Source organism: Streptomyces caelestis, assembly GCF_014205255.1.
GTDB classification, from domain to species: Bacteria; Actinomycetota; Actinomycetes; order Streptomycetales; family Streptomycetaceae; genus Streptomyces; species Streptomyces caelestis.
In genome coordinates this window covers 7805496-7824770 of sequence record NZ_JACHNE010000001.1, presented here as the reverse complement: position 1 = coordinate 7824770, position 19275 = coordinate 7805496, and the positions used below count along the sequence as shown (strand labels likewise).

Genomic DNA, 19275 nt, shown 5'->3' with positions numbered 1-19275 from the left:
ACGCCGGCCCGGGAAAACCGGAAGTGAGGTGTCATGAGAGGTCCCGCACGCGCCTTGCTCGGTGCCTTGTCCGCCCTGGCCCTGCTGGCGGCCGGCGCGTGCGGTGGGTGGCCGGGCGACGGACCCGCGCGGGACCTGCGGCTCATGGTGCCCAACACCCCTGGCGGCGGCTACGACACCACGGCCCGTACCGCGGCCCGGGTGATGGAGGAGACCGGGATCGCCTCGGACGTGCAGGTGTTCAACCTGCCCGGCGCCGGCGGCACGGTGGGCCTGAAGCGCCTCACCGACGAGAAGGGCAACGGCGACCTCGCCCTCCAGATGGGCCTCGGAGTCGTGGGCGCGTCGCACGCGGCGGGTTCGAAGGTGGCCGTCACCGAGACCACCCCGATCGCACGCCTCGTCGAGGAGGCCGGCGCGATCGTCGTCCGGAAGGACTCGCCGTACCGGACGATCGGCGCGCTGGTGGACGCCTGGCGCGAGGACCCCCGCAGCCTCAGGGTGGGTGGCGGCTCCTCCGCCGGAGGCCCCGACCATCTGCTGCCGATGCGGCTGGCGCAGGCGGTCGGCATCGACCCGAGGAAGGTCGCGTACGTGCCGTACGACGGTGGGGGCGGTGAGCTGCTGCCCGCGCTGCTCGACGGCAGGGTCTCCATCGCCACCAGCGGGTTCGGCGAATTCCTCGACCAGATCCGGGCCGGCCGGCTGCGAGTCCTGGCCGTCACCGGCGAGCGGCCGGTCGGTGTCCTGCCGGGTGTCCCGACCCTGAAGTCCTCGGGGATCGACCTGGTCTTCGACAACTGGCGGGGCATCGTGGCCCCGCCCGGCATCAGTGACACCGACCGGCGGCGTTGGGTCGAGGCGCTGACCGAGCTGCACGACTCCCGCCAGTGGCGGGCCGAGCTGCGCCGGCACGGCTGGAGAGACGTGTTCGCCACCGGCCGTGCCTTCGAGTCCTTCCTGGCCCGGCAGGACGAACAGGTCGCCGGTCTCGTCCGCCGGTTCGGACAGTGACGTCAGGAGGCGTTCGCGCTGGGGCCGATGCCCCGCAACTCCCGTACGGTGCCACCGAGTTTCGCGCGCAGGGGTTCGAGCATCTCCGGCTTGGCGCTGACCACCCAGCGCATGCCGACGAGGTACGTGCCCCCGTAGACGCCGGCCGACTCCAGCCAGGTCTCCTTGAGCTTCTCCTCGGGGAAGGTGGTGATGAGGTGGTCGCCCGTCTCCGTGTGGCACACGCCCTCGCGCAGCTCGTCCGCCTCGGTGCGGATCTTCACCTCGCAGCCCGTCAGGCCGGCGATCACCTCCACCTTCGCCGGCGCGACGACGCCGGCGGCGGGAGCGGCGGACCCGCTCGGCGTCGCCGCCCGGCCGCCGGCGGCCGGCTTTTCGTCGTCACCGCCGCCGCAGGCGGTGACCAAGGGGAGCACGACCAGCGCGGCGGCGCGCAGCCGAGGGGCGCGGGGCAGGGGCCGGCGGTTGGACGTTGCGTGGGGTTGCTGCTGGGACACGTCGCCTCTCCGGGTGCGGACCGTCCTGCCCTCGCGGGCGGGCAGGAGTACTCGTCAGGGGTACGGAGGCGCACCCGGAGCCGTTCACACAGGCCGGGCGGGCTACGCGGCCGCCCCGTCCACGGCCGGGCTCCGCGTCCCGCCGAACTGGGTCCGGTACAGCTCCGCGTACCGCTGCCCCGCCGCCAGGAGTTCCTCGTGCGTGCCGCGTTCCACGATCCGGCCGGCCTCGACGACCAGGATCTGGTCGGCTGTCCGGACCGTGGAGAGCCGGTGGGCGATCACGACCGCCGTCCTGCCTTCGAGGGCTTCGGCGAGTGCGTCCTGGACCGCGGCCTCGGAGGTGTTGTCGAGGTGGGCGGTGGCCTCGTCGAGGATGACGACGCGCTGGCGGGCCAGCAGCAGCCGGGCGATGGTCATGCGCTGGCGTTCCCCGCCCGAGAGGCGGTAGCCGCGTTCGCCGACCACCGTGTCGAGACCGTCGGGCAGCGACCGTACGAGGTCGTCGAGGCGGGCCCGGCGCAGGGCGTCCCACAGGTCGCTCTCCGTGGCCGCGGGGCGGGCCAGGAGCAGGTTGGCGCGGACGGTGTCGTGGAAGAGGTGCCCGTCCTGGGTGACCATGCCGAGGGTCTCCCGCAGGGACCGCGCGCTCAGGTCGCGGACGTCGACGCCGCCGACGCGTACGGCGCCGCCGTCGACGTCGTACAAGCGCGGCAGCAGCCCCGCGACGGTCGACTTGCCCGCGCCGGAGGAGCCGACGAGCGCCACGGTCTGTCCCGGCTCGGCGCGGAAGGAGATGCCGTGCAGGACCTCGTCACCGCCCCGCTTGTCGAGCGTGGCGACCTCCTCCAGGGAGGCCAGGGAGACCTTGTCGGCGGCGGGGTAGCCGAAGCGGACGTCCTCGAACTCGACCGCGACGGGCCCGTCGGGCACCCGGCGCGCGTCCGGCTTCTCCTCGATGAGCGGCTTCAGGTCGAGCACCTCGAAGACCCGCTCGAAGCTGACCAGGGCACTCATCACCTCGACCCGCGCCCCGGCGAGCGCGGTCAGCGGCGCGTACAGCCGGGTCAGGAGCAGCGCCAGCGACACGACCGCGCCGGGTTCCAGCGTGCCGCGCAGGGCGAGGGCGCCGCCGAGGCCGTAGACCAGGGCCAGGGCGAGGGCGGAGACCAGGGTGAGGGCGGTGATGAACGCGGCCTGGGCGGTCGCCGTCCGGACGCCGATGTCCGCGACGCGGCGGGCGCGTCCGGCGAACTGCGCCGACTCCTCCTCCGGGCGCCCGAAGAGCTTGATCAGGGTGGCGCCGGGTGCGGAGAAGCGCTCGGTCATGCGGGTGCCCATCGCCGCGTTCAGCGTCGCCGCCTCCCGCTGCATGCGTGCCATACGGCTGCCCATGCGCCGGGCCGGGATCACGAACACCGGCAGCAGCACCAGCGCGAGCAGGGTGACCTGCCAGGACAGCGTGAGCATCACGGCGAGCGTGAGCAGCAGCGTGACGAGGTTGCTGACCACTCCGGACAGGGTGTTGCTGAACGCGCGCTGGGCGCCGATGACGTCGTTGTTGAGCCGGGAGACGAGGGCGCCCGTACGAGTGCGTGTGAAGAACGCCACCGGCATGCGCTGTACATGGTCGAAGACGGCGGTCCGCAGATCGAGGATGAGATGCTCGCCGAGGGTCGCCGACAGCCTCCGGCCGAGGATGCCGAGCGCCGCCTCAGCCACCGCGATCAGCGCGATGAGCAGGGACAGGCGTACGACGGTGCTCTCGGTGCCGCCCGAGACGATCGCGTCGACGACGCTCCCGGCCAGGACGGGGGTCGCCACGGCGAGCAGGGCGGTCCCCACGCCGAGCAGGACGAAGAGAGCGATGCGGCGGCGGTGCGGGCGGGCGAAGGCGCCGATGCGGCGCAGGGTGGCGAGGGCGAAGGGGCGGCGCTCCTCCTGGGCGTTCATGACGCTGTGCAGTTGTGTCCACGCTGTGGTCTCCATACTCATGAGAGGGACCGTAGAACCTCAAGCAATCTTGAGGTCAAGGCGCTCGCGCATCGCTCCGACATCCCGCACAATCGGCCCGAACCCCCTCTCCCCGTCCCCCGCAAAGGCCCCGATGACGCTCTCCTCCCAGCCGCTCCCCGGGCGTAAGACGCCGTCCGCATGTCCGCAACCCGCCGTTGGCGGGGCGTGGGAAGCCTCAGCGGACGTGACAGCGGTACAACTCCCCGAACTCCGCCCGGGACGACTCCCCCGTCGCGTCCCGGTCCGCCGCCTGCGTCAGATCCTGTGCCTGCTGCCGCTCCTGCTGGTCACCGTGGTCGCGGTGCGGCACCGGTCGGTACTCGCCGAGGGGTTCGCGCATCTGGGCAACGCCGAGTGGCCGTGGCTGCTGGCCGCGGTGGGCGCGACCTGTCTGACCTGGGTCGCCGCCGCCTGCACCCGGCAGGGCGCGGTCGTCGAGCGGCTGCCCCGACGGCGGCTGCTGGCGACGCAGTTCGCGGCGGGGGCGGCCAACCACCTGCTGCCGACCGGGCTGGGCGCGAGCGCAGTCAACCTGCGGTTCATGACGGTGTGCGGGCTGCCGCTCGCCCGCTCCTCGGCCGCCCTCGCGCTGTATCTGCTGGCGGAGAGCGTCGGCCGGGTGGTCCTGCTGGGTGCCCTGCTCGTCGCGTTCCCCGACGCGCTGCGGCTCGGCACGCTGGTTCCTCAGACGGCGTCCGGCCCGCTGCTGGCCGGTGCCGGCGCGGTACTCGTCATCGCGGTGGCCGTGCTGACCCTGGTCCGCCGGGTGCGTTCGGCCGTGCTGTCCTTCCTGCGGACGGCGCTCGGCGAGGCGCGCTCGGTGCACACCCGCCCGGTCCGGGCCCTGGCGCTGTGGGGCGGGGCCTTCGCCTTCCCCGCGTTGCAGGCGAGCGTCCTGGTGCTGGTGGGCCGGGCGATGGGGCTGGACGTGCCGCCCGCGCACATGGCGGTGGCCTACCTGGCGGCGACGGTCGCCGTCGCGCTGGTGCCCACCCCGGGCGGGATCGGCTCGGTGGAGGCGGCGCTGGTCATGGCGCTGGTGGCGGCGGGCGGCCCGGTCGCGTTCGCCACGGCCGTGGTGCTGGCCTTCCGGGTCATCACGGTCTGGCTGCCGCTGCTGCCGGGCGCGCTGACGCTGGGGGCGCTGGTACGGATGAAGGTGATCTGACCGCCCGACAGGCCCCCGGAGCGGGCCGGCGGAACCCCCCGGCTTGGCCCGTTCCCCGGTACGAAACCCCATGCGGAATGCGGCAGGATGAACGATCGCGCCGACCGCAGGTCAGGGTGGTCGCGCGCGATCGGACATCCCGTAGGACGAACAGGTGACGACGTGACGAAACTTCACATCCGGCCGCCGGAAACGGCGTTCGCCGCGGTTCTGCTTCCCGGAGGTGACAGGTGAACCGGGTGCTCACCGCGGACGATCTGGTCTTCGCCGGCATCGCCCTGGGGTCGGGCCTGCTGGCGGCCTTCGCGCTGCGCGTGCTGCTGCGCTGGCTGGGCGGGCACGCCGACCGCACCCGCTGGAGCGGGGACGACGTCATCGTGCACGCGCTGCGGGCCGTGCTGCCGTGGGCCGCGGTGGTGGGCGGCGCGGCGGGCGCGGCGGCGGCGCTGCCGCTGACCCGGACGGTGCAGCACCACACCAACCAGGTGCTGACGGTGCTGCTCATCTTCGTGGCGACGGTGTCGGCGGCGCGGGTGGTGGCCGGCCTGGTGCGCACGGTCACCCAGTCCCGTTCCGGTGTCGCCGGCTCGGCCACGATCTTCGTCAACATCACCCGGATCCTGGTCCTGGCGATCGGTTTCCTGGTGGTGCTCCAGACGCTGGGGATCTCCATAGCCCCGATGCTCACCGCGCTGGGGGTCGGCGGTCTGGCGGTCGCGCTGGCGCTTCAGGACACCCTCGCGAACCTCTTCGCGGGCATCCACATCCTCGCCTCCAAGACCGTCCAGCCCGGCGACTACATCCGCCTCAGCAGCGGCGAGGAGGGCTACGTCGAGGACATCAACTGGCGGCAGACGACGATCCGCAACCTGTCCAACAACCTCGTCGTGATCCCCAACGGCCAGCTCGCCATGGCCAACATGACCAACTTCATGCGGCCGGAGGAACAGCTGACCATCATGGTCCAGGTCGGGGTGGCCTACGACAGCGACCTGGAGCACGTGGAGCGGGTGACCAACGAGGTCATCGCCGAGACGATGACCGAGGTCGAGGGCGCCGTGCCGGACCACGAGCCGATCATCCGGTTCCACACCTTCGGCGACTCCCGCATCGGCTTCACGGTCATCCTGGGCGTCGGCGAGTTCAGCGACCAGTACCGGATCAAGCACGAGTTCATCAAGCGGCTGCACAAGCGCTACCGCGCGGAGGGCATCCGCATCCCCGCCCCGGCCCGGACGGTGGCGCTCCAGCAGGGCGGGATGGTCATCCCGCAGCAGCGCACGGGCGAGATCGAGCCGAACGAGCTTTCGTCGGCCCGGTTCGACTGAGGCCCACAAGGGCCGCTGCGGTGCTTTTGATCAGGTGATCGGCCACCGTGACCTGCACCACCCGGGGCCATGAGCGAGCGGGACGGGTACGCGTACGCGATTCGCTCGCCGACAGGCCGCCGGCCACCGGTCGCCGATCGCCGATCGCTTTGGGCCCGGTCGCCCCGACGTGCGGCAGCCCGCGCCATTGCGACCTGGGCGTTCGCGGGAAGCTGACGAGCGGGCGAGGCGGCCGGACGGCGCGGCTGAGGCCGGAGAAGCCGAGAGCGGCGGCCCTTCCGCCGGAGCCGTCGCCGCGCCGACCAGGGCAGCCGCGGGGCCGCCACCCGCCGCACTGTCTCCCCCGGCCCGGGCCTCGGGGCGATCGGTGGCGCGAAACTGGGCGTGGACCCCTGTCGAGACGAGGTCGATCAGGAGATATCTTGATGTCGAGCAATGTTGCAGACGTGGAGCGGAGCACCCGGTGACTGACTCGACCATCATCTATACGCACACTGACGAGGCCCCGGCCCTGGCAACGTATTCCTTCCTGCCGGTGGTCCAGGCGTACGCCTCGCAGGCGGGTGTCGCCGTCGAGACCCGCGACATCTCGCTGGCCGGGCGCATCATCGCCCTGTTCCCGGAGTACCTGACCGAGGACCAGCGCATCCCGGACGCCCTCGCGGAGCTGGGGCAGCTGGCCAAGACGCCCGCCGCCAACATCATCAAGCTGCCGAACATCTCGGCGTCGATCCCGCAGCTCAAGGCCGCGATCGCCGAGCTCCAGAGCCAGGGCTACGCGCTGCCGGACTACCCGGACGACCCGAAGACCGACGAGGAGCGCGAGATCCGCGCCCGCTACGACAAGGTCAAGGGCTCCGCCGTGAACCCGGTCCTGCGTGAGGGCAACTCGGACCGCCGGGCCCCCGCGTCGGTCAAGAACTATGCCAAGTCCCACCCGCACCGCATGGGCGCCTGGTCCGCCGACTCCAAGACGAGCGTGGCGACCATGGGCCAGAACGACTTCCGCTCCACCGAGAAGTCCGTGGTGATCGCCGAGGACGGCGCGCTGCGCATCGAGCTCGTCGGCGACGACGGCACCACCACCGTGCTGCGCGAGTCCGTACCCGTCCAGAAGGGCGAGGTCGTCGACGCCTCCGTGATGCGGGTCGCCGCGCTGCGCGAGTTCCTGGCGGCGCAGGTCGCCGAGGCCAAGGCCCAGGGCGTGCTGTTCTCGGTGCACCTGAAGGCGACGATGATGAAGGTCTCCGACCCGATCGTCTTCGGCCACGTGGTGCGCGTCTTCTTCCCGAAGACCTTCGCGAAGTACGGCGACAAGCTCGCCGCGGCCGGCCTGACCCCGAACGACGGTCTGGGCGGCATCTACAAGGGCTTGGACGCCCTGCCGGAGGGCGCCGAGATCAAGGCCTCCTTCGACGCCGAGCTCACCGAGGGCCCGGAGCTGGCGATGGTCGACTCCGACAAGGGCATCACCAACCTGCACGTGCCCTCTGACGTCATCATCGACGCCTCCATGCCGGCCATGATCCGCACCTCCGGCCACATGTGGGGTCCGGACGGGCAGGAGCACGACGCCCTGGCGGTCATCCCGGACTCCTCCTACGCGGGCGTCTACCAGGCCGTGATCGAGGACTGCAAGGCCAACGGCGCCTTCGACCCGTCCACCATGGGCACGGTGCCGAACGTCGGCCTCATGGCGCAGAAGGCCGAGGAGTACGGCAGCCACGACAAGACCTTCGAGATCGCCACCACGGGCACGGTCCGCCTGGTCGACCAGAACGGCACCGCGCTCATCGAGCAGGCCGTCTCGGCCGGTGACATCTTCCGCGCCTGCCAGACCAAGGACGCGCCGATCAAGGACTGGGTGAAGCTGGCCGTCACCCGCGCCCGCGCCACCGGCGACCCGGCGGTGTTCTGGCTGGACGAGACCCGCGCGCACGACGCCAACCTGATCGCCAAGGTCGAGCAGTACCTGCCGGAGCACGACACCGAGGGCCTGGACATCCGGATCCTGAACCCGGTCGAGGCCACGAAGCTGTCGGTGGAGCGCATCCGCCGCGGCGAGAACACCATCTCCGTCACCGGCAACGTGCTGCGCGACTACCTGACCGACCTGTTCCCGATCCTGGAGCTGGGCACCAGCGCCAAGATGCTGTCGGTCGTCCCGCTGATGGCGGGCGGCGGCCTCTTCGAGACGGGTGCGGGCGGCTCGGCGCCCAAGCACGTGCAGCAGCTGGTCAAGGAGAACTACCTGCGCTGGGACTCCCTGGGTGAGTTCTTCGCCCTGGTGCCGTCCCTCGAGCAGTTCGCCAAGGTGACGGGCAACGCCCGCGCCCAGGTCCTGGCCGACACCCTCGACCGCGCCACGGCGACCTTCCTCAACGAGGACAAGTCCCCGACCCGGCGCGTCGGCGGCATCGACAACCGCGGCAGCCACTTCTACCTGTCCCTGTACTGGGCGCAGGAGCTGGCCCGGCAGACCGACGACGCGGACCTGGCGAAGGCCTTCGCTCCGATCGCCGAGACGCTGGCCGCCAACGAGCAGAAGATCGTCGACGAGCTGATCGCCGCCCAGGGCAAGCCGGTCGACATCGGCGGCTACTACCAGCCCGACCCGGCGAAGGCCGCCGAGGTCATGCGCCCGTCCGCCACGTGGAACGAGGCGCTGGCGTCCCTGAGCTGACGCCTCGGGCCCCTCGGCCCCTCCGCTCCGCCCCGGCCGGCGCACCGCCCGGCCGGGGCGGAGTTATGTTCGAAGAGGCGGGGTTTCGAGCGGAGCCCCCTGACAACGTCCTGTGGAGCCGCCGCGTGACCGACGACCCCCAGTCCTTCGACGTTCTGCCCGGTGCCGGGCACTCCCCCGTGATCCTGCATGTCCCGCACTCGGCGCGGGAGATACCGCCGTCCGTGCGGGCGGACATCGTGCTGGACGACGACGAGCTCGCGCGGGAGCTGGACCACATCACCGACGCGCACACGGCTCGGATCGCCGAGGCGGCGGCCGGGGCGGCCGGCGTCGTCCCGTGGCGGTTCGTCAACCGGCTGTCGCGGCTGGTCGTCGACCCCGAGCGCTTCCCCGACGAACGGGAGGAGATGCGGGCCGTCGGAATGGGCGCGGTCTACACCCGGACCACGCACGGCGGTGCGCTGCGGTGCGGGGACGTCGAAGCCGGGCCGCTCGTCCAGCGGTACTTCCTGCCGTACGCGCGGGCGATGGCGCAGGCCGTGGCGGACCGGCTGGCGGCCACCGGGCGGGCCGTGATCATCGACGTGCACTCCTACCCCCGCGCCCGGCTGCCGTACGAGCTGCACGGAGAGGGGCCCCGGCCGCCGGTGTGCCTCGGCACCGACTCCTTCCACACCTCTCCCGGGCTGGTGGACGCCGCGCGGCGGGCGTTCGGGGAGACGGAGCTCGACAGCCCGTTCAGCGGGGCCTACGTACCGCTGGAGTTCTATGGAACCGACCCGCGGGTCGAGGCGCTCATGGTGGAGATCCGCCGGGACACCTACATGACCGAGCCGGGCGGTCCGGCCGGTCCCGGTCTCGAAAGGCTCGCCGCCGCGCTGGCCCGCCTGGTCGACGCCGTGTCCGGCTGACCGTCACCGGCTGGAGCACACCCGCGCGACAAGCGGCGGGGGCGCGGCGAGGGCGGGAGCATGGCGGAGGAGACCACCACGCTGACCGGCCAGGCACCGCCCCCGGTACGGACTAGCCCGCCCTCGACCTGAACGGGACGAGTTCGACCCGGCCCTGGCGGAGGTGGTGCGCAAGGGTCGCCCTAGGCCCGCAGCCACTCCGTCACCACCACGTCCCCGCCGGTCCGCAGCCGCAGGGCGAACGGGCCGGACGGCGGTGCGTCGGCGGTGAAGCGGCCCAGGTCGTCGGCCGTGAACGAGGGGCCGGGGCGTGGTCCGCTCAGGACCTCGATCCTGGCCGGCTGCGGCGGCAGCACCTGGCCCATCAGCCCGTCTGCGGTCACCTCGACGTCGACGGTCACCTCGCCCGCCCGGAAGGTCAGCATCCGGGGCGCGTCGCCGGCTCCCCGGACCGGGAGGGCGTCGACCAGCGAGTCGAAGGTGAGCTCCGCGACACGGGCCTCCAGGTCGTGCAGCGCGTAGGCGTCGACGGCGATCTGCTGGAGCTCCGCCGGCACGGGGTCCAGGACGGCGGCGGCCTGCCGGAGTTCCTCCTCCAGCAGCCCGGCGTCGAACTCCTGGTCGTCCCAGTCGTCTTCGCCGAACACGTCGCCGTTCATGTCGTCGCTCATGTCGCTCACATCGCCCCCCGCGCTTCGAGCCGGTCCCGCAGGCGCCGCAGACAGCGCTGACGCAGCGGCCCGATGCTGCCCACCGCGATCCCGAGCGCGGCGGACACGTCCTGGTAGCTGGGCGGCGGCGTGGCCATCAGCACCCGCAGCAACTGCCGGCACCGCTCGCCCAGTTCCTCGAACTCCTGCCACAACCGCCGTACGCGTTCGCTCTGGGCGGCGGCCTCCTCGGAGTCGAGCAGCGACTGTTCCGGCGTGCCGTCCTCGCTGATCCGGTCCAGGAGCTGGGGATCGTCCGTCAGGGTCAGCCGTTGCGAGCTCCGGATGACCTTCAGGCACTCGTGGCGGGCGGTGCTCGCCAGCCACGCGCCCGCCTTGCCGGGTTCCCGGATCCGCCCGAGGTGCTGGGCGAAGCGGAACCAGGCGGTCTGGTAGACCTCGTGGGCGTCCGCGTCGGACAGCCGGTGGGCCCGCACCACGGACCACACCAGGGGGCTCAGCCCTTCCACGAGCGCCTTCCAGGCCGCCGCGTCGCCGTCGGCGGCGGCCTGGACGAGCGCGCCGGCATCACTACGGTCCACGGCAGCCCCACCCCTCGAGTACGGCACGTCATCGTACGCCGTGGAGGGGGCGGTTCCGGGCCTCACAGCCCCGCCGCGAGACGCACGACCGGGACGGGGCGCCAGGTGGGCGGGCGCAGCGCGGGGACGTGCGCCCCGCGCACGTCCGCGACCCCGGTGCCGGCGGCGAGCAGGTGCCGCCGGGCCGCGCGCGGATCGGTCTCCTTGTGCGCCGTCATGTAGGCGGCGACCAGGCCGGCGGTCACGGGGGTGGCGAAGGAGGTGCCGCTCCACTGCGCGTACCCCTCGAACATCACCTGGTCCGGCTTGGCGGAGGCGTTCTCGTCGCTCAGCACACCGGTGTGGCTGGGGTACTGGCACGTGCAGCCGTAGGTGAAGCCGTAGCGGCAGGCGTCGTAGGTGGAGTGCTGGTAGACGTACGGGACGGGCGTCTCGAAGCCGGTGAGGGCGCTGGTGAGGCGCTCACCGGGGGCGTAGACGTTCACCCAGGGGCCGTGGTTGGTGAAGCAGGCGCCGGACTCGCCGTCGCTGCGCAGCGCGCCGACCGACAGCACGGAGTCCTCCCAGCCGGGCAGATCGGCGTAGGCGGCGGGCCAGAAGGGGGTGGCGCTGCCGTTGTTGCCGGCGGCGGCGACCAGCAGGGTGCGCTGCTCGCGCAGTTCCCGCATGAAGTTCTCCACGCCGAGCAGTCCGTCGGTGCGGCCGTTGGCGGTGCCGGCGGAGAGGCTGAGGACGTCGGGCCAGCCGCCGGCGTCGACGGCCTCGAAGAGCTTCTCGCCGAACTCCGACTCCAGGATCGCGCCCGCGTCGTTGAGGCTGCCGCGCACGGTGATGTCGGTGTTGGGCGCGACGGCGGCGACGAGCCCGGCGATGAACGTGCCGTGTCCGACGTACTGCTGGAGGATCCCCTGCTCGTCGCACTCCTGGACCTGGGCGTCGCCGTCGGTGTGGGCGAGGAGCGCGCAGGAGCGGTAGTCGTGCGCGAGGCCGGTGTCGACGACGAGGACGCCGACGGCGGTGTCCGGGTCGTAGGCCGTGTCGGCGGCCGCCGGGTTGGGCGGCTCGCTCACCGGGACGGGTACGGGTTCGTCGCCGGGGCAGGCGTTGACCGCGATGTGCACCACGTGGTTGCGGGCGGCCATCCGGTGCCCGGCCCGGGCCTCGCGCTCGCGCACGGACCGCAGTGCCTGCGCGACGGCCCGGTCCGTTCCCCGGCTCCCCTCGCCGGGGTCGCCGACCCGGATGCGGGTGACGCCGCTGCGGTTGGTCCGCGGGCCCGCCCGGCGGACCTGGTCCTGGTCGAGGTCGGGTGCCGCCGTGAAGTGCGCCCGTACGGTGTCCTCGACGATCCGGGCCTCCTCGCCGTCGCGGACGAGGACGACACCCTTCTCGTACATGAACTCGGCCGAGTCGTCCGGTCCCGTCGCCAGGGGGACGTCCGGCATCGCGCGCTGGATCTGGTCGAACTGCTCGTGGAATCGCTGAGGTGCCATGCGGGTCCTCCCACTGGGCGACGGCGTCGGTCGGTGCGGCGCACGGTCGTCGGTACTCGTCGACAAGAGCCGCCGGGCCGTCTTTTGATACAGCGCCGACCCTGTGTGCTGCGGTTGCGGGGCCACTACCATCCGAGGCGTGACAGCGGGAAGCGACTCGGTGCCGGAACTGCTGCCGATGGTGTTCGCCGACCCGGGAGAGGCTCTCACGAGGGCCCGGGCGCTGCTCGACGCCGATCCCTCCCCGCTGGACGCGTCCGTCGCCCACCAGGTGATCGGCATCTGGCAGCGGGACTTCGGTGATCTGCGGCTCGCGCTGAGCCATCTGCGGCGGGCCCGGCAGTACGCGGCGCGGGCGGACTCGGCAGACCGGGAGGCGGACGTGCTGGCCACCCTGGGCGTGGCACTGGTGCACGCGGGCCGGACCCGGGAGGGCCTGGCGGCGTTCGAGCGGGGGGTCGCGCGCGGCGGCGGGCACACGCGGGCGCGGGTGCTGTACCGGCGGGCGTACGTGTGGTGGGTGCTCGGTCACCATCGCGAGGCGCTGGAGGACGTGCGCCGGGCGATTCCCGTGCTGCGCCAGGCGGAGGACGTGATCTGGACGGCGCGGGCGCTGACCCTGCGGGCGACCGTGCATCTGGCGCTGGGGGCGGTGGAGCGGGCCGAGGCGGACTTCACGGCGGCGGAAGCGCTGTGGGACACCACGGGCCAGGAGCACGACAAGGCCGACGCGGTGGAGAGCCGCGGGCTCGCCGCGTTCCGGTCCGGTGACGTGCCGGCGGCGCTGCGGCTGCTCGACGAGGCGGAGGAGCGCTACGCCCGGCTGGGCACGCCGACGTTCATGCTGAACATCCGGCGCTGTGAGGTGCTCATGGCGGCCGGGCTGGCTCCCGAGGCGCTGGCCGAGGCGGACGCGGCGATCGGGAAGCTGGACGGGATCGGCGGGCAGTCCACCCGCAAGGCGGAGCTGCTGCTGGCCGCCGCGCGGGCCGCACGACTGGCCGGGGACCCGCACACCGCGATCGCCCGGGCCGCCTTGGCGGTACGGCTGTTCGCCGGGCAGCGGCGCACCTGGTGGGAGACGCACGCCCGGCTGGTGCTGATCGAGGCGCGGCACGCGGCCGGGCGCGGCTCGGGGCGGCTGGTCGCCGACGCCGCCGCGGTGGCCGGGAAACTGGCCGCCTTCGGCGCGCCGGCCGCGCCGGAGGCGTCGCTGCTCGCGGGCCGGATCGCGCTGGGTCTGGGCTGGACGGCGGACGCGGAACGGCACTTGGCCGTCGCCGCCCGCAGCAGACGAAGCGGCCCGCCGCTGGCGCGGCTGACGGGCTGGGCGGCGCAGGCGCTGCGGGCCCGGGCCGCCGGGTCGGCCCGGGGCGTCCTGGAGGCCTGCCGGCGCGGCCTGGACGTGCTCGACGACCACCGGATGACACTGGGCGCCTCGGAGCTGCGGGCCCGCGCCACCGAACAGGGCGCGGAACTGGCCGCGTTGGCCGGGCGGGCCAGTCTGGTCTCCGGCGGCCCGCGGCGGCTGCTGGTGTGGAGCGAGCGCTGGCGGGCCACCGTGCTGTCCACCCCGCCGACCCGGCCGCCCGCCGACCCGGAACTGCTCAGCGGCATGACCGCCTTCCGCGAGATCGCCTCCCGCGCGGAGGCCGCCCGGATGGAGGGCCGGCCGGTTCCGGCACTGGAGCGTGAACAGCGGCGCCTGGAGCGGCAGATCCGCTCCCGGACGCTGCACATGCGCGGTGAGACCCCCGGTGGCGGCGACCGGTTCGACGTCGGCCGGCTGCTGGAGCGGCTGGGCGACGAGGTCCGGCTGGTGGAACTCGCCGTGCTCGACGGACGGGTGCAGGTGCTGCTGTGCGGGCAGGGACGGGTGCGCCGGTTCGAGGCCGGGCTGCTGGCCGACGCGGAGACCGAGGCCGAGCACGTGCAGGCGGGACTGCGGCGGCTGGCGCATCCGGGGGCCGAGGCGCGGCTTCCCGTGGTGGAGGCCGCGGGGCGGCGGCTGGAGGAGCTGCTGCTCGGGCCGGCCGCGGCGCACCTGGGCGGCGGCCCGGTGGTGATCGTGCCGCCGGGGCGGCTGCACCGGGTGCCGTGGGCGCTGCTGCCGTCGCTGCGGGAACGGGTGCTCAGCGTCTCGCCGTCGGCGGGCAGTTGGCTGCGGGCCCGGGAGACCGCGCCGCCGCCGGACGGCCGCCATGTGCTGGTACGCGGCCCGGGCCTGGCCACGGGCGGCGCCGAGGTGCCCGAACTGGCCGGGCGCTACGCCTGTGCGACCGTCCTGGAGGACGACGAGGCGCGGGTGCCGCGTGTACTGGAGGAGCTGGACGGGGCCGCGCTGGCGCACATCGCCGCGCACGGCACGTTCCGCGCGGACAGCCCGCTGTTCTCCTCGCTGCGGATGGCCGACGGCCCGATCGTCGTGCACGACTTCGAGCGTCTGGACCGCAGCCCCTACCGGATCATCCTGTCCTGCTGCGACACCGCTCTCCTCGCCTCCGTCGGCGCCGACGAACTGCTCGGCCTGGTCACGGCGTTGCTGCCGCTCGGCACGGCCGGGGTGGTGGCGTGCAGCGCGCCCGTCAACGACGCCGCGGTGGTGCCGCTGATGCTCGCGCTGCACAAGGGCCTCGGGGCCGGACTGTCCCTGGCGGAGGCGCTGCGCGACGCCCGGGCCGCCCTGCCGGGCGACGCGCTGCACCAGGCCACGGGGTGGGCGTTCTCGGCGTTCGGGGCGGCCTGACCCGTCCCCTGTGCGGGTCAGGCCGCCGGTCCGGGTGCGGCCAGGGCTTCTTTCAGAAGCCCTTAGGCCGGCTGGGCTTGCGGGACTTCCGTCAGCCAGGGCAGGGCACCGCGGTCGCTCGCGCCGAGGCGGGCGTAGGCGCTGTACAGGTGGTTGCCGACGGTCCGGATCGACAGGGTGAGGCGTTCGGCGATCTGCCGGTTGCTCAGGCCCGCCGCCGCGAGTGTGACGATCTGCCGCTGCCGGGCGGTGAGTTCGCCGAGGACCAGCCCGGACAGGGCGGGTGTGCGGGCGCCCTGGCATCGCCGGGCCAGGGCGACGGCCCGGGTGCGGGAGTGCCGGGCGGCGCTCGGATCGCGGTGAGCGCGCACGGCCTGGGCATGCGCCTCCGCGGCGAACAGCGTGAAGCCGCGCCGCTCCAGCTCCTCGGCCACCTCGTCCAGGGCCGGGCCGTCGGCGCGGGTGAGCGCGTCGGCGTGCCGGGCGAACACGCCGGTCAGCCGGTCGATGACCTTCTCGGGGGCGCCGAGACGGACGGCGTCGTAGGGCTCGGCGAGGGCTTCGAAGTCCAGCTCCCCGCGGCTGTCCACGGGTGCGGAGGCGCGGGCGAGTTCCCGCCGGCACGACGCGTCCCCGGGATCGCCCCGCAGGCCCTCCCTCGCCCAGGCCGCCGCCTCCCGCAACTCCCCCCGCAGCCGGGCGAACCGGGCGCGTACGGCGGCGTATCGACCGGGCAGCGGGCCGCCCTCGGCGACCAGCCACTCCCCCACCGGCGTGGGCATCTCCCGTACGTCGTCCTGGTCGATCCGGCGGGCCAGGGCGGCCGACTCGGCGTCGAGGGCGACGGCGTACGCGTCCGGTGTCCGGGACAGCCGGCGTGCCCGCAGCCGGCCGGCCGCGGCTCTGAGCACCGGGCCGTGGAGGGGGTGGGCCAGGCGGACGCCGCCCAGGTCGTCGTCGACCTCGATCAGGCCGTCGGACTCCAGGACTTCGAGGGCCCCGAGGTCCAGATCGGCCAGCGCCGGCGACAGAGGCTCCGCGAAGGCGAGGCGGTCGAGGGTCTCCCGTTCGAGCGGGCAGGTGCGGCCGAGGACATGGGCGGTGCGTTCGCGGACGGCCGTGGTCAGCGGCACCGGGCCCCGCCACGCCCGTTCGCCGGTGCCCGGCATGGGGGTCAGCAGCCCGCGGACGGCCCCCAGCAGGTCGCGCAGCAGCCGCAGATCGCCCTGGCTCAGGCGCCGCAACCGGTTGACGGTGAGCGGTTCGAGAGGGCCGGCCCCGGCTGCGAGCAACCGCGCGGTCTCCTCCTCGGGCAGCCGTTCCAGGCCGAGACACGGCAGGAGTTCCCCCGTCCGCAGCCGGGAGATCGCGCCCGGCACCGGGGTGCCGTCCGTGGCGACGACCAGCAGGCGGGTGCGGCCGTGCACGGCGAGCTGGTGGACCAGGGCGGCGGAGGCGTCGTCGAGCAGATGGGCGTCGTCCACCACCAACGTCCGTACGCCTGACAGGAGCTGGACGGCGCGGTGCAGGGTGACCGCCTCGGGCAGCAGATGGGCGAACGCGGCGAAGGGGATGGCCCGGCTCTCCGGCGTGCCCGCCGCCCGGGCGCAGTCGGTGCCGCGGATCGCCTCGGTGACGAGGCGGGTCTTGCCGCAGCCCGCCGGGCCCGTCACCACGATGCCGCGGCGTGCGCCGGCCAGGGACCGGCGGACCAGCTCCAGTTCGTCCTCCCGCCCGGCGAACGGCCAGGGCGGCTCCAGCGTCGTCGCGTCCCGCTCGTAAGTCGTCACACCGACATGAGCGCGGCTACTCACTTCTGATACAGGGCGACTTGAGTAGCCCCCGACTCAGGCGCCAGGGACCGGCCGCGGGGCAGGCTGTGGCCATGACCGCACGCTACTGCTCGCTGGCACAGGCGCCGGCGCCCGCCTTCGCACCGGGGCTGGCAGCCGAACGGCTGAGCGCGCTCACCAGCGGGCGGCGGATGTGGGTCAACGGCACGGTCCTGCACTACTGCTTCGTCGACCGTGACACCGACGCGTCCGTCATCCCCGTGCCGGGGACGGGGATGACGCGACGGGTCTCGTGGGCCGGCACCAAGGAACAGCGGGACGTGGTGCGCGAGTGCTTCGACGAGTGGCGGGACCTCGGCATCGGGATCGCCTTCGCCGAGGTCGACGAGCGCTCGGAGGCCGAACTGCGCATCGGGTTCCAGCTCGGCGCCGGCTCCTGGTCGGCGGTGGGCCGGGACGCACTGCAGGCCGGCCTGCACGAGCGCACCATGAACTTCGGCTGGGACCTGACCGCGCCCGAGGAGCGCGGGACGGCCCTGCACGAGATCGGGCACGCGCTCGGCATGCTGCACGAGCACCAGAGCCCGTTCGCCGGTCTTCACTGGGACGACGAGGCCGTGTACGCCGAACTGGCGGGCCCGCCCCACCACTGGAGCCGGGAGCGCACGCACTACAACATCCTGCGCAAGCTCGACCCGGACGAGGCCAACGGCTCCGTCTGGGACCCTCAGTCGATCATGGAGTATCCGTTCTCGTCGGGGCTGGTCCTGGAGCCGGAGCAGTACCGTGCGGGTCTGAGCCCGCCCGGCACCCTGTCCGCCGCCGACAAGGAGTTCGCGCTCCGCTGGTATCCGCCGGTACCTCCGGCGGGCCCGCCCGCGCTGGTGCCGTTCCGCTCGGCACCGCTCGGTCTCGGGCCCGGCGAACAGGCCGACTTCGTCGTCGACCCGCCTCAGACCCGCACGTACACGCTGGGCACCTTCGGCGACAGCGATGCCGTCGTCGTGGTCTTCGAGGAGCGGGACGGGGAACCCCGCTACCTCGCCGGGCAGGACGACGGAGGAACTGCGCACAACGCCACGATCAGCGCCCGGCTCGTCAAGGGCCGCCGCTACGTCGTCCGCGTACGCCTGTACTCCGCCTGGGGTTCCGGCGAGACGGCGGTGATGTGCTGGTGACGGCACGGACCCGCCGCGCGGACATCTGAGCCACAGTCCGGCACCGGGGGGAGCGGTCGAGGACGTCGCCTCATCGGGGGTGGGTGACGTCCTCGACCACGCCAGGCGTCGTCGGCCGCGCCGTCCAGCCGCGCTTCCCAGTCCAACCTCGAAGGCGCCGTCGAAGCGGCGGTCTGCCGCAAACTCACCGGCGAGTTCAACAGCGACAAGAGCTGGAACTACACACGGTGGGCCGTCGCGGTCCACGACGCGTACACCGACACGCGCCAGTTCGTCGGCTCGGGCACCTGCTCCCCTTGAGTGTCGCGACCACCACGCCACCGAAGCACGAAAGGCCGCTCTCTCATGGATGAGAGAACGGCCTGCGACCTGCGTTTCCGCACAGTCGGGACGACAGGATTTGAACCTGCGACCCCTTGACCCCCAGTCAAGTGCGCTACCAAGCTGCGCCACGTCCCGTCGCGTCTCACGCGGGTGAACCGCCTGATCACGCGGTTCAACACTACCCCATGTGAGGGGCTCAGCCTCGCGGCCCCTGGGGCGGCAGGTGCTCGGGGCGTGGAGCGAGGAGCGGGTGCGTGTTGAGGATCTGCTCGCCGGGCTCCGTGGATTCCCCCCAGGGCCGTCGCCCGCGACCGAGGTGGGCACCGGTCCAGCCGGCGAGGCTCGCTGTCGAGACGGCGACGGCGAGAACGGCCCACCAGGGGAGCCCCGCCTTGGTGGCATGGCCCGCGAACGCCGCGACGGCCAGGAGAGCGGTGCAGGCACCTCCGGTCAGTTCGGCTCGCCGGACGGGTCGGTGCCGCGTCTCGTCCACGTGCTGTTCCCCTTCGCCTGCGCGATCGCATGCCTCGCGCATCTCAACTCCCGGGCATATGCCGCAAACAATACGCGAGTCGGCGGGAACTCCCGACCACGGCACAGGGGTTGAGACGGACACCGGAGCCCTGTCAGTGTGCCGCCTGTCAAGGCGCCGGTCAGGTGGCGACGTCGTAGTCCGCCGTATTGAGCGCAGACGGACCCCGTCGCGGTCGGCGAGGCGACGGAGTGTCCGCCCGGTCCGGCCGTAACTCGAACCCGAGTCCCTCGCACCCGAGCAGATCGCCTCCGGGGCGCCCGAGGTGACCGGGAAGGCGGGCCGGGAGCCGGCGGACGGTCGCCAGGTACGGGGCGTCCGGCAGCGAGGTGCGCGA

Annotated in this window: 14 protein-coding genes and 1 tRNA gene; 7 read left to right on the top strand and 8 right to left on the bottom strand. The window is 73.3% G+C overall.

The features are described 5' to 3' along the window. Positions 1 to 33: 33 nt before the first annotated feature. Positions 34 to 1014, top strand: coding sequence for a Bug family tripartite tricarboxylate transporter substrate binding protein (locus HDA41_RS35570; RefSeq protein WP_184991362.1), 981 nt, complete (start codon positions 34 to 36; stop codon positions 1012 to 1014). A 2-nt stretch (positions 1015 to 1016) separates the two neighbouring features. Here HDA41_RS35570 and HDA41_RS35565 read toward each other — a convergent pair whose 3' ends face one another. Together HDA41_RS35565 and HDA41_RS35560 are read right to left on the bottom strand one after the other, a co-directional pair. Continuing rightward, the gene (locus HDA41_RS35565) at positions 1017 to 1511 is read right to left on the bottom strand and encodes a hypothetical protein (protein WP_184991360.1); all 495 of its coding nucleotides are present in this window, start codon (positions 1509 to 1511) and stop codon (positions 1017 to 1019) included. A 102-nt stretch (positions 1512 to 1613) separates the two neighbouring features. After that, the gene (locus HDA41_RS35560; RefSeq protein ID WP_184994015.1) at positions 1614 to 3500 is read right to left on the bottom strand and encodes an ABC transporter ATP-binding protein; all 1887 of its coding nucleotides are present in this window, start codon (positions 3498 to 3500) and stop codon (positions 1614 to 1616) included. 211 nt (positions 3501 to 3711) lie between these two features. On the opposite strand from HDA41_RS35560, the gene HDA41_RS35555 reads away from it, so the two are divergent. From HDA41_RS35555 to HDA41_RS35540, 4 genes are all read left to right on the top strand, one after another. Next, complete coding sequence (locus tag HDA41_RS35555) at positions 3712 to 4695, top strand: lysylphosphatidylglycerol synthase transmembrane domain-containing protein (protein ID WP_376706836.1); 984 nt, start codon at positions 3712 to 3714, stop codon at positions 4693 to 4695. 230 nt (positions 4696 to 4925) lie between these two features. Continuing rightward, on the top strand, positions 4926 to 6023 hold the full coding sequence (locus HDA41_RS35550) for a mechanosensitive ion channel family protein (protein ID WP_184991358.1): 1098 nt from the start codon (positions 4926 to 4928) through the stop codon (positions 6021 to 6023). A 463-nt stretch (positions 6024 to 6486) separates the two neighbouring features. Then, positions 6487 to 8706 carry an NADP-dependent isocitrate dehydrogenase gene (locus HDA41_RS35545; RefSeq protein WP_184991356.1) on the top strand — a complete coding sequence of 740 codons (2220 nt, stop codon included), beginning with the start codon at positions 6487 to 6489 and terminating at the stop codon, positions 8704 to 8706. Positions 8707 to 8831: 125 nt separating this feature from the next. Continuing rightward, positions 8832 to 9620, top strand: coding sequence for an N-formylglutamate amidohydrolase (locus HDA41_RS35540; protein WP_184991354.1), 789 nt, complete (start codon positions 8832 to 8834; stop codon positions 9618 to 9620). Positions 9621 to 9802: 182 nt separating this feature from the next. On the opposite strand, the gene HDA41_RS35535 is transcribed toward HDA41_RS35540, so the two are convergent. The 3 genes from HDA41_RS35535 to HDA41_RS35525 form a co-directional block, all read right to left on the bottom strand. Continuing rightward, a complete protein-coding gene (locus HDA41_RS35535; protein ID WP_184991352.1) occupies positions 9803 to 10291 on the bottom strand; it encodes a hypothetical protein in 489 nt (162 codons plus the stop codon). A 5-nt stretch (positions 10292 to 10296) separates the two neighbouring features. Continuing rightward, positions 10297 to 10872 (bottom strand): RNA polymerase sigma factor, encoded by a 576-nt coding sequence (locus tag HDA41_RS35530; protein ID WP_376706835.1) that lies wholly within the window; start codon positions 10870 to 10872, stop codon positions 10297 to 10299. A gap of 62 nt (positions 10873 to 10934) precedes the next feature. Then, complete coding sequence (locus HDA41_RS35525) at positions 10935 to 12365, bottom strand: S8/S53 family peptidase (RefSeq protein ID WP_184991348.1); 1431 nt, start codon at positions 12363 to 12365, stop codon at positions 10935 to 10937. A 178-nt stretch (positions 12366 to 12543) separates the two neighbouring features. Here HDA41_RS35525 and HDA41_RS35520 point away from each other — a divergent pair, with 178 nt between their 5' ends. Next, positions 12544 to 15111, top strand: coding sequence for a CHAT domain-containing protein (locus HDA41_RS35520; RefSeq protein WP_184994011.1), 2568 nt, complete (start codon positions 12544 to 12546; stop codon positions 15109 to 15111). 62 nt (positions 15112 to 15173) lie between these two features. Here HDA41_RS35520 and HDA41_RS35515 read toward each other — a convergent pair whose 3' ends face one another. Continuing rightward, positions 15174 to 16901, bottom strand: a complete 1728-nt coding sequence (locus HDA41_RS35515) for a LuxR family transcriptional regulator AbsR2 (protein ID WP_184991346.1) — start codon at positions 16899 to 16901, stop codon at positions 15174 to 15176. Positions 16902 to 16996: 95 nt separating this feature from the next. Between HDA41_RS35515 and absR1 the strand changes: the two genes are divergently transcribed. Further along, positions 16997 to 18082, top strand: coding sequence for a beta-glucuronidase AbsR1 (absR1, locus tag HDA41_RS35510; RefSeq protein WP_184991344.1), 1086 nt, complete (start codon positions 16997 to 16999; stop codon positions 18080 to 18082). Between the two features lie 385 nt (positions 18083 to 18467). Here the strand turns inward: absR1 and HDA41_RS35505 are convergent. Both HDA41_RS35505 and HDA41_RS35500 read right to left on the bottom strand, forming a co-directional pair. Further along, a tRNA-Pro gene (locus HDA41_RS35505) sits at positions 18468 to 18541 on the bottom strand. Between the two features lie 61 nt (positions 18542 to 18602). Further along, positions 18603 to 18899, bottom strand: a complete 297-nt coding sequence (locus tag HDA41_RS35500) for a sulfite exporter TauE/SafE family protein (protein WP_184991342.1) — start codon at positions 18897 to 18899, stop codon at positions 18603 to 18605. Between the last annotated feature and the right edge of the window lie 376 nt (positions 18900 to 19275).